Source organism: Citrobacter sp. EC_71 (assembly GCF_019584005.1).
GTDB classification, from domain to species: domain Bacteria; phylum Pseudomonadota; class Gammaproteobacteria; order Enterobacterales; family Enterobacteriaceae; genus Citrobacter; species Citrobacter werkmanii.
This window is the reverse complement of record NZ_VDAY01000006.1, coordinates 272,622-284,788: the sequence shown is the minus strand read 5'-3', so window position 1 is coordinate 284,788 and position 12,167 is coordinate 272,622. Positions and strand designations below refer to the sequence as shown.

The window sequence follows — 12,167 nt, the reverse complement described above, 5'->3', positions numbered from 1 at the left end:
TCGCGGGCAACACCGCGGACTCGGCGACCCTGAGCTTTACCGTCGACACCACGCTCTCAGTGCCGACGCTGGACCTGGCAGACGCCAGCGACAGCGGCAGCAGCGCGATGGACAATATCACGAATGACACCACCCCGGCGTTCACCATCGGTAATGTGGATGCGGACGCCGTCAGCGTGCAGGTGCTGATCAACGGCACGTCCTACCCGGTGACGCTGGCGGACGGCACCTGGACCTTCACCGCCCCGCAACTGGCAGACGGGGAGTACACCTTCACCGTGCAGGTGACGGATGATGCGGGAAACGTGCAGACCTCAGCGGCGCTGGCGGTCATTGTGGACACCACCGTGGCGGCCCCGGTCATTACGCTGAGCGATGACACCGGCACCACCGGGGATAACCAGACCCGCGACACCACGCCGGGCTTTGCCATCAGCACCGACCCGGATGCGGTCAGCGTGATGGTCTCCATTGACGGCGGCGCCCCGGTGGCGGCGACGAAGGACGCGGACGGGCAGTGGCAGATCACCGCCGGCGAGCTGGCCGACGGCGACCACAGCATTGTGGCGACGGTCACCGACGTGGCGGGCAACACGGCCACCTCCGATCCCCTGAACTTTAATGTCGACACTACGCTGTCCATCCCGACCCTCGATCTGGCAGACGCCAGCGACAGCGGCAGCAGCGCGACCGATAACATCACGAATGACACCACGCCGGCGTTCACGCTGGGCAATATCGATGCCGACGTGACGGAGGTGCAGGTGCTGATCAACGGCACGTCCTACCCGGCGACGCTGGCGGACGGCACCTGGACCTTTACCGCCCCGCAACTGGCGGACGGTGACTATACCGTGACGGTACAGGTGACGGATGACGCGGGGAACGTGCAGACCTCGAATGAACTGGCCATCACGGTGGACACCACCGTGGCGGCCCCGGTCATTACGCTGAGCGATGACACCGGCACGGCGGGGGATAACCAGACCCGCGACACCACCCCGGGCTTTGCCATCAGCACCGACCCGGATGCGGTCAGCGTGATGGTCTCCATCGACGGCAGCATCCCGGTGGCGGCGACGAAGGACGCGGACGGGCAGTGGTATATCACGTCCGGCGAGCTGGCCGACGGCGACCACACCATCGTGGCCACCGTGACCGACGTGGCGGGCAACACGGCCACCTCCGATCCCCTGAATTTCACCGTCGACACCACGCTCTCGGTGCCGACCCTCGATCTGGCAGACGCCAGCGACAGCGGCAGCAGCGCGACGGACAACATCACGAACGACACCACGCCAACGTTCACGCTGGGCAATATCGATGCCGACGTGACGGAGGTGCAGGTGATTATCAACGGCACGTCCTACCCGGCGACGCTGGCGGACGGGAAGTGGAGCTTTACCGCGCCGGAACTGGCGGACGGCGACTACAGCATCACCGTGCAGGTCACCGACGACGCGGGGAACACCGCGAACTCCACGGAACTGACCGTGACGGTGGATACAGAGGTTCTGCCTGTCAATATTGCGCTGGATAAAGCCTCAGACACAGGGGCTAAAGCAGATGATAACTATACAGCGGATACAACCCCAACGTTTACATTTAGCAATATTCCTGCCGATGTCGCCACGGTCACACTGACGTTGAACACTGGGCAGCATTACACGATTGATCTAAGTAAAGGAACCTCATTTACCCTGCCGGATGAATTAAAAGATGGCACATATACCGCAACAGTGACGGTGACTGACGTAGCAGGCAACAGTGCCGACAGCCAGATTAGTTTTACTATCGATACTCTTGTTGATAAACCGGCAGTCGAGCTCGCTACTGTCTCTGATTCGGGCGATAGCCAGACTGATGGCTTGACTAATGAGACGAAGCCGCAATTCCAGCTTAGCGGCGTGGATATTGATGACGCCAATACGATAACGATAGCGATCGTGAGCAACGACGGCAGCTACAAAGGTAGCTGGACGCTGGATAGTGAAACCTACGGAAACGGGACCTGGATCTGTCCAGTCGAGCTGGATGATGGGCAGTATACGATTACCGTCATGGTTGAAGATATGGCGGGTAATCAGAGTACCTCTGATGCAGCAGCGTTTGAAATCGATACGGTCACTTACATAGATTCAATTGTGTTGTTGGATGACACTGGCTCAAGCTCCACCGATAACCAGACCAACGTGAATACGCCTGAGTTCGCGATCGGCGTGCCGGATGATGTCACGCATGTCAGCATTGCAATTGATGGTAAAGCGGCTGGTGACGCATCCAAACAGAGTGATGGAACGTGGCATTTTTCTACCGCAGCGCTTGCTGACGGAGCGCATACCATTACGGTTACCGTAACGGATCAAGCGGGTAATAGCAGCCATAAGGATCTCAACTTTACGGTCGACACAACCCTTTCTCAACCAACGTTGCAACTTTCAAGTGAGAGCGACAGCGGGTATAGCGATTCCGATAACATTACGTCGGATGTCCGCCCAACCTTCGTGATCGGTAATCTTGATAGTGACGTTGTCAGCGTTTCACTGACGATTAACGGTCAGACATGGCCTATTACGGTTGAAAATGGCAGCGCTATCTTTACTCTTCCAGCCGATTTGCCTGATGGGGTCTGGCAGGCTGAACTGCGGGTTGTTGATGATGCGGGTAATGAAAAGACAACGTCACTCTCCGTGACTATTGATACCACCACCAGCGTGGACGGTATCACCCTGCAAAGTGATACAGGGGTGCAAAACGACTGGATGACCAACGATTCCACCCCAACGTTTGCTATTACGGCACCCGCCGATGCGCAAACTGTCACCGTCAGCGTTGGAACGACAACGCAGGATGCTATATTCCAGGACGGTAAATGGGTGGTGACGATGCCGTCTGTGCTGGCGGATGGGGAATACACGCTGGAGGTAACCGTCACAGATAAAGCCGGAAACACCGCTAACCGTGAGCAGAGTTTCACCGTCGATACCACGCTTGAGCCGCTTACCGTCAAAATGGCAACGGCAGATGACAGTGGTATTGCGGGCGATAACGTGACTAACATCACCAAACCGACGTTTGAACTGGGCAATATTCCGCAGGATGTGTACAGCGTTGACGTCACGCTGAATGGTATTACCACTAACGTCAAGAAGCAGACAGATGGTCGATGGATCTTTACCCCTGATACCGCACTGACGGAGGGTGAGTATACTCTGGAGGTACTGGTGACGGATAATGCCGGTAATCAAAGGACCTCAGATTATAGCTTTACCATCGACACGTCGGTGGAGATTAATTCTATCATTCTGACAACGGATACCGGGGATTCCTCCTCTGACGGCATCACCAATGCCAGTCAGCCGGTATTTAGCGTGACAACCTCTGAGGATGTGATCAGCCTTAAGGCGACAATTAACGGCCTTGAGTGCAGCGTGGTGCAAAACGCCGACGGTAACTGGACGGTGACTTCTCCGGTGCTTTCGACTTCTGGCGACTATACCCTTGTTGTCACGGTAGAGGATGCGGCGGGTAATGAAACCAGCGATAGCAAAACGATTACCTTTGATAACCAGCTTTCCGTGCCTACGATCGCGTTTGAGGCGGGGGATGATACTGGTTACGATGCCATGGACAATCTGACCACCAACAATAAACCGTCGTTTATCATTAGTGGCGTTGACGGCGATGTGACGCATGTGGTCATTACGCTGGATGGTCAGCAAACTTCGCTCGTGCAGGATGGTAGCGGTAACTGGATCTTTACGCCGTCATCCGCACTCGCGGATGGAGAGCACAAGCTGACGGTTGATATCCAGGACCGGGCCGGTAACACTCAGACGCAAACACTCTCCTTTACGGTTGATACCACGCTGAGTGCACCGGTGATTGATCTGATGACGGGCTCTGATTCTGGCGATAGCACTGAAGATAACCTGACGTCTGACACGCGCCCGCAATTTGTGATTAGTAATATCGACAGTGATATCTATCAGGTTGTCGTGACGCTAAACGGCAACGATTATCCGCTAACGAAAGACGCGCAGGGTAGTTGGGTATTCCAAACGCCGGAACTGGCCGATGGCGAATACACCATAGTGGTGACGGCAACGGATAAGGCCGGGAACGTGAGTTCGTCGGATCTGGATTTTGTTATTGATACGACTGTGGTAATTGACAGCATCGTCATGTCAGAAGATACCGGTTATTCCTCCGACGACCATTTAACCAACGATACGATCCCAACGTTCCAAATTAACGTCCCGGATGATGTCTCCCATGTCTCGGTGGCGCTGGACGGCGGTACAGCTGTCGATCTTGGTGCAAGCAACGGTAAGTGGACCTATACCGTCGCGTCAGCGTTGCCCGATGGCGAGCACACTATTGTGGTGAACGTCACCGATAAGGCCGGTAACACCACACAAGAGAGCTTTACCTTCACGGTTGATACCACGCTAAATCCGGTTACCGTTGATCTGCGCCCTGAGGATGATTCTGGTAGTAGTGATACCGATAATTATACCAGCAATACCCAGCCGACCTTCGATTTTAGCTCCATTGACAGCGATGCTTATAGCCTGGTCGTAACATTCAATGGTATCTCTTATCCTATTGATCTAACAGCGCAGCCGATCAGCTTTACGCCACCTCAGCCGCTGGGTGACGGTGACTATACCTTAACGGCGACGGTCACTGATAAGGCTGGCAATACCCAGGATACGAGTCTGGTCTTTACTGTCGATACGCAAACATCCGTGAGCGTCGATTTTATTGTTGGTGACGATACCGGCTATTCGGATACCGATAATATCACTAATAATAATGCTCCAACGTTTGAGGTCAGCGTTCCTGCTGATGTCGAATCGGTCAGCGTAACCCTGAATGGCGTCGCTTCGCCGCTGGCTAAAAATGAAACGGGACAGTGGCTGTACCAGACACCGTCGCTGGCGGACGGCAGCTATACGCTATACATCAACGTGGTGGATAAAGCAGGAAACACGGCAGAAACGTCGGTCTCATTTGTCATCGATACCACGCTGAATATTCCTGCTATCGATCTGGATACTGAGAGCGACACGGGGGTCTCGGCAGATGATAATCTGACCAAAGACACCACCCCGTATTTTGTCATCAGCAATGTGGACAGCGATGTTCATAGCCTTACCGTGACTATTAGCGGTAAAACGTATAATGCCACCCAGAAGGATGGCGTCTGGGGCGTTCAGATCCCGCAGGCCGATGCGTTGGCCGATGGTGTTTACGTTGTTAAAGTGACCGCAGAAGATAATGCGGGTAACAGCAAATCTTCGTCCATTTCTATTACGGTGGATACCTTCTGTCCACCACCGGTTGTCGGAATGGATGAGGCATCCAACAGTGGAGATACTGCAGATAGCATCACCTATAACACGGCACCGATGATTACTATCGGCGGTGAGCCGGAAGATATTGCCAGCATATCAGTGAAACTCGGGGACCAAACCTGGTCTCTGGAACCCGGTACTACCCAATGGCGGGTACCTGAGAATCTTACTGATGGTAACTACAGCGTAGTGGTGACGTTTACCGACAACGCAGGGAACAGTGCATCAACGACCTATGATTTTGTTATTGATACTGTGCTCACCGATCCTGCCATTATCCTCATTGACGATACTGGCAGTGATACCAACGATAACCTGACTAACGTAAATACCCCGAGCTTTGAAATCAGCGCCGGTGAAACGCTGTCCGCCGTAACGGTTACGCTGGATGGTAAGACGACGTCGCTTGAACAGAACGCGCAGGGGCAGTGGATCTATACTGCCGAGATGCTGGCAGACGGAACCTGGACCATCAGTGTGGAAATAGTTGATGTGGCAGGTAACCACCAGACTGAAACGCTAACATTCACTGTGGATACTCAGATACCGGTACCGTCCATTGATATGGATAGCGCCAGTGATTCCGGAGCCAGCGACAGCGACAATCTGACCAACGATACACAACCTGTGTTTATCCTTTCTGGCATCCCGGATGATGTGGATACCGTATATGTCGAGATTAATGGGATAAAATATGCAGCGGTACAAAGTGACGATGGGCAGTGGAGTGTCCAGCCTTCAAAACTGGCGGATGGCGATTACACGGCCACCGTGGTTGTTACTGACCTTGCGGGAAATACTGAAAACAGCAGTATAGATTTCACCGTGGATACGCAGATCTCCCTCTCCCTCGATTTGCTTGCCACGTCGGATACCGGTACTTCACAAAGCGATAAGCTAACGCGCGATACCTCACCGACGTTTGGCGGGCAGACCGATAAAGATGCCACGCTTACTATCCTTGTCACCGATGATAAAGGTGCCATCGTCCAGACGCAGGAAATCACGCCAGCAGCGGATGGCAGCTGGTCTGTTACGTTGGACGATCTGGTTGATGGATCGTATACCATTACCGTTTCCGCTATCGATCAGGCGGGCAACACCGCCACCACCAGTGTGAACTTTGAAATTGACACCGTGGTCAATGCTCCGGTAGTAGCGCTATCGGCGTCCGATCCTGAAAACTCACACGAGGCGTTAAATCTGGCGCCGGAATTCAGCGGTACGGCTGAACCGGGTTCGAGTCTCACCATTATCATCGATGGCGTTACCGTGGCCAGCGTGACGGTTGACAGCAATGGTTCTTGGGCATGGACGCCGCCGAGCGCTATCACCTCCGGCGATCATGTCATCGGTGTGATTGCGACCGATAAGGCCGGCAACGTTTCAGAAGAGACAGATTTCACCTTCATTATCCCGTTAGTGGATGTTGATCCGCCGACGCTGCAACTGCAGGCCGGGTCAGATAGCGGCTCTATTGGTGACTTTGTGACTAACGACACGACACCATCGATCACCGGGATTTCGCTACCGGGCAATACCATCACTGTTTATGTCAATGGTGAAGTGGTGGGTACCGCGACAACGGATTCCACAGGTCGCTACAACTTCAATTTGCCGGAAATGGAGGAAGGCACATATAGCGTTGAAGTGAGCATTATCAACCCCAATAACGGCGAAGAGGTGAAGTCGGATCCGGCAAGCCTGGTGATTGACACCCATGTCGTCCCATTGGTCTGGGAAATTGCCGGGCTGAACGACGAAGGGTATCTGAATTCGAATACACCGGTAGTCAGGGGAACATCTGAAGCTGGGGCCCATATTACGGTTATCATAGATGGTCGTACCGTCGTGGAAACGGTGGCTGCCAGCGACGGCAACTGGGTGGTTTCTATTCCGGGTATTGGTGTTGACGGTGAGCACGAGATCAGTTTCTCGGTAACGGATGTGGCGGGTAATACGGAAAACTTTGGTCCACAGGATTTTATTCTCGATACCTATATCACGCCGATCACCGTTGAACTACGGGATACCGATGATAGTGGTAGTAGCGCTACTGATAATATTACCAATAAAACACTGGTGCATCTGGACGGTACCGCAGAAGCGGGGGCGGTAATAACGATTGCCAACACCAGCGGAGAAATACTGGCGACGGTTACCGCAGATGATAAGGGCGACTGGAGCAGTGAAATAGCCCTTGAGGAAGGCTCACAAACCTTTGTGGTGACTGAAACTGATTCGGCGGGGAACACAGCGACTAAAAATATTGATATTGTCTGCGATACGCAAAATAGTATCACCGATATTGTCCTCGACAAGATGTCAAACAGCGCGGCAATTACGGATGCTATCACCAATGTCAATGTACCCACATTGACGGCGGTGACCGATGCTAATGCGACGGTCGAGATTTATGTTAACGATGTCAAAGTGGCTACCGTGACGGCTGATGCAGCGGGTACGATCTCCTGGACGATGCCAGAAAGCGAGGATGGCGAATATGACATCAGAATGGTTTCAACAGATACCGCAGGAAATACGGCCACCAGTAACACCACGACGATTACTATTGATACGGTGATTGATAGCTTTAGCGTTGATTCACTTCCCGCGCTGACTAATGACAAAGCGTTGGATGTTTCCGGTGTGGGGGAAGCGGGGTCAACCATTACTGTCTATCTCAATGGTAAAGCGGTGGGTCAGGGGACAGTGGCTGAAGACGGAAGCTGGACGGTACCGCTGATCCTTAAAGAGGATGGTGATTACAGCCTGACAGTGCAGATCACGGATGTGGCCGGAAACAGTCAGACCAGCGATCCGTTAGTCTTTACTCTGGACAGCCACACCGATTATCCAACCATCAATCTTGATGATGTGTCTAACTCAGGCTCATTGGACGATAATATTACCAACGTTAATACGCCGTCCTTCCATGGTACGGGAGAGCCGGGGGCGACGGTTTCTATTCTGGTGGATGAAAAGACTGTAGCAACGGTAACGGTGGATGCCCAGGGGAACTGGACGTGGCAATACCCAACTACGTTGGCGGACGGTGAATATTCTATCCGTGTGATAGCAGAAGATGCGGCGGGCAATACCGCAGAATCTGCACGTATTCTGGTGACCGTCGATACCAGCACCTGGATTGAGCTGGATAAAATGAATCCTGATGGTGGTCTCTACTCTAACGATTTTATTACCGCCCGAACGACGCCGACGTTCCAAATCAACGGTGAAACGGGCCAACCGGTTAAGGTTTATATTGACGGTAAGTATGTTGAAACCATTACGATCAGCGGACGGAACTATCAATATACCATCCCTGAAGCGCTGAACGACGGTAGCCATACTATCCGCTTTGATATCGCCGATGCGGCAGGGAATACGGCTACCACAGGGGATCAGAAATTCACGATAGATACGGTCAACAATACTTCCATCACGCTGGACAACATTAACGGAGAGAGCGTCGCTGACCACACCATTGATGGTACGATTTACATCAATGATATTTCTGCAGGTATTAAGCTGAGCGGTATGGCTGAGGCTAACAGCTATGTCACTGTTAAGATTAATGGGATGACTGTTAGCAATGTTTGGGCAGACGGTACGGGAACGTGGAGCGTAAACGTTAATCCGATGTTGCTTAGTGATGCGACCTGGACCGTTCAGGTGAGTTCAGAAGACCGTGCGGGGAACGATAGTACCGTCTCAACCTTCACGATAGTGATTGATACCTCAATTAGCCAGTTCACCGCCAACGTGCAGGACGACAAAGACAGTTCGGCCGATAAGTGGGTGGTTAACAGCCGCACGCCAACCTTTAATGGCATGGGAGAGGCTGGGGCGACCGTTACCCTGATGGTGGCAGGGATGGTGGTTGCTACCACCACAGTTGCCGCCGACGGCACATGGAGCATCAATGCCAGCGCGTTGCCTGAAGGGACAAGCAATTTAACCTTTACCATTGAAGATACGGCCGGCAATACCCAAACCATTAACCATGACATTCTGGTCGATAGCGTTGCGCCATTGGCGCCAACGGTAGAGATCTCTTCCTGGAGCGAAGAGGGGACTCTATGGATCCTCTCAGGTAAGGCGGAAGCGGGAACAACCATTGTCATCAAGGATGAGTCCGGCAACGTTATCACCACGGTTAATGTCAATAATTCTGGCAGTTGGAGTACCGCGATTAACTATCCTGATGGCGGTAAAATCAGCATTCAGGCGGAGGATTCAGCCACTAATGTCAGTGTTCCTGTCGACCTGGATGTGATGTTCACCACGCCAGCCGTAGCGCTGGACGTGGCCTCAGACGGTGGTGCTCAGGGCGATAACTTGACCAACGACTCAACGCCGACATTGGTACTTAGCAATATCGAGAAGGATGTCGTTGCGGTGAGCGTAACGATTGATGGAACGATGGTGCCGGCAACGAAGGTCAGTGATGGAGTCTGGACCATAACATGGGGCACCCCGCTGAGTGACGGCGTGTGTGACGTTCAGGTGAGCGCCACGGACGCGGCAGGAAATACGGCGACGCAGTCCTTTAGTTTTACCATTGATACCGTGCTTAGCGCACCGACCATTACCATGGACGCTGCTAGCGACACCGGTACGGCGGGCGACAATATCACGCAAACCGTTAAACCGACGTTTGTCGTGACTAACGTTGACGCTGATGTGACGAAGGTAGAGGTGACCTTAAACGGCAATACGCAAACCCTGACCAAAGACGCTTCGGGTAACTGGATCTATACGCCAGAAACCCCGCTGGCAGACGGTAACTGGACCGTTGAGGTGAAAGTAACCGATGCGGCAGGGAATACTAAGCAGTCCAGCCTGGATTTCACCGTCGACACTAGTATCAGTACGCCGACGGTGGCTCTTGATGCCAGCAGCGATACCGGTGATGTCGGTGACAACCTGACGAATGAGACGACGCCAACCTTTACCCTGAGCAATATTGACCCGGATGTCACTTCGGTGATGGTGACACTAAACGGCGAAACACACAGCGCAACCAAAGATGAGCAGGGTAACTGGACGTATACGCCGGAAACTGCGCTGTCAGACGGTAGTTGGACCCTGAAGGTGAAAGTCACGGATGGCGCAGGTAACACTGCGGAATCTTCACTGGATTTCACCATTGACAGTACGCTAAGCACACCAACAGTAATGATGGATACGGACAGTGACACCGCAACGGCAGGGGATAATATCACCAGGGATACGACGCCAACCTTTATCCTGAGCAATATCGACCCGGACGCCACGTCGGTGATGCTGACGCTGAACGGCGAAACGCACAGCGCAACCAAAGATGAACAGGGTAACTGGACCTATACGCCGGACACCCCGCTGGCGGACGGCAGCGGAACGCTGGTGGTGACCGTGACCGATGCGGCGGGCAATAGCGCGGATGCGTCCCTGGATTACACCATCGACACTACTACCAGCACGCCGACAGTTTCCCTGGATGCGGGCAGCGATAGCGGTACGGTGGGTGATAATCTGACGAGGGATACGACGCCGACCTTTATCCTGAGCAATATCGACCCGGATGCCACGTCGGTGATGGTGACGCTGAACGGCGAAACTCATGCGGCAACCAAAGACGAGTCTGGTCACTGGAGCTACACGCCGGAAACCCCGCTCGCGGACGGCAGCGGAACGCTGGTGGTTACCGTGACCGATGCGGCGGGTAATAGCGCGGATGTGTCCCTGGATTACACCATCGACACTACTATCAGCACGCCGATAGTTTCCCTGGATGCGGGCAGCGATAGCGGTGCCTCAGGGGACAACATTACTCAGGACGTCACGCCAACGTTTATCCTGAGTAACATCGATCCTGATGCAACTACCGTAACGGTGACCATAAACGGCGAAACCCACAGCGCCACGCAGGATGAATCAGGCCACTGGACCTGGACACCTGAAGAGGCGCTGGCTGAAGGCACTTGGACGTTGGTGGTGAATGTCAGCGATGCGGCAGGTAATACTGCCAGCCAGTCGGTTGAGTTCACTGTCGATACCCATGTCGATAATTTTGATGTGACTTTTGATGGTACGAGTAGCCAGGAACAAACCTGGCAGACCGATGAGTCAACCTTATCGTTTAGCGGGCATGGCGAAGCGGGAGCCCTGGTTAGCGTCTCACTGGATAATGGCGATGTGCTGACGGCAAACGTGGACAAAGACGGTAACTGGAATCTCCAGCTTGAGGATGTGGCGCAGGGCGAGCATCAGCTTACCTTCACCATTACCGACGTAGCGGGTAACACCAGCACTGTGACGCACGATGTGAATGTTGGAACCGATGACCCGGTGTCGCTACGCAGCAGTCTGTACAGTAGCGAGCAGGACACCAATGACACCATAGAAGTGGAGTCGTCGCATCCGGTCTTTGAGTTCAACCTGGACGCCAGCATTACCCATGCCAGCATTGAACTGGACGGTGTCACTCATCCGCTGGTGCCTTCGCCGTCTGGCCCTACTCAGTTCGACGTGCCTGTGGCGCTGGAGGATGGCCCACATTCTCTGGTGTTGCGCACGCAGGACAGTGCCGGGAATAGCGAACGTCAGGATATCGCCTTTACGGTGGATACCAGTAGCCGCAGCGTCGTTGCAGGCATGGACAACGCCCGCAGCGATGAGAGTGACGCGCCGCATTCTGCAGCGGATCAATCCTCTTCGCATGAAGCAGCCAGCTTCGCGGCACAAGTGATGAGCATTAGCCAGAGCGTCGAAGATAATCAGGACGATCAGCAACATCACCATCAATAAATAACCGTTTCCCCC

General features: G+C 53.7%; 1 protein-coding gene. It reads left to right on the top strand.

Annotated features, from left to right (window positions below; all coding sequences use genetic code 11):
- Positions 1 to 29: 29 nt before the first annotated feature.
- The gene (locus FHD02_RS09115; RefSeq protein WP_255597151.1) at positions 30 to 12,152 is read left to right on the top strand and encodes an Ig-like domain-containing protein; all 12,123 of its coding nucleotides are present in this window, start codon (positions 30 to 32) and stop codon (positions 12,150 to 12,152) included.
- Positions 12,153 to 12,167: the final 15 nt, after the last annotated feature.